Origin of the sequence: Streptomyces sp. A1136, assembly GCF_004795055.1 — a bacterium.
Lineage (GTDB): Bacteria > Actinomycetota > Actinomycetes > Streptomycetales > Streptomycetaceae > Streptomyces.
In genome coordinates, this window is the sequence record NZ_SSBJ01000158.1 from 1 (window position 1) to 704 (window position 704).

A 704-nucleotide genomic window follows, 5' to 3' on the forward strand; every position below is an offset into this window, starting at 1 on the left:
ACCGGCTGGAAGAATCCGCACCGGATTACCTTGCTCTTGCAGCTGCCGGGCCCAGGCCTGGGCACCCGGACCGGTCTCCATCAAAACCACGACATGCGCCGGCAACTGTCGGAGAAAATCATAAAACGCCTCGCGCGACTTGATCCGCTGCTCGTAGCGCACCTGGCCGAGGATATCTTCACCGGCGACCTGAAAGACCTGTTTGGCCAAGTCGACCGCCAAGGTTGTGCAGGCCGACAAATCGGAAGAAGACACGGATTGATCAAACGAACTATGATTTTTCATGGACTCGCCCTCGCTGTCGTTGGCTGTTTAGACTGCCACCGTGGCGCATTGACGCCTCGGCTTGGGCGAGTCCATCCAATTACAAGGGACCGCGTCCGAGTCGACAATGAGGGTTCCTCCAAGCCAGTGAAAGCCCCCAAAAAAAGCTGTGCCAGCAATGCGGCGTCGCCAAAGCGGCTGGAACACTTCCCCCAAGCCCTGTTTTTTGTCAATTGTCCGCGGACAATGCTGGGGTACGAGGCGGGATCATGCGCTTCGTTCCAGTCGACTCAAAACAGACGTTCATCGCCGCATCGCTCAGGAAAATGCAGCTTCTACAAATGCCTCTAGCGCCTTGTCTTCCAGGATTTCGATAGAGAAGTGCCCGAAGCGCTTGGGCAACCAGATAATGCGTGTCCCGGACGGGGATTGCGGGTTCG

1 pseudogene is annotated in these 704 nt (G+C 57.1%); it reads right to left on the minus strand.

Going from position 1 to position 704, the window contains the following annotated elements:
• A pseudogene (locus tag E6R62_RS37805) lies at positions 1–240 on the minus strand (IS110 family transposase); the annotation flags it as partial.
• Positions 241–704: the final 464 nt, after the last annotated feature.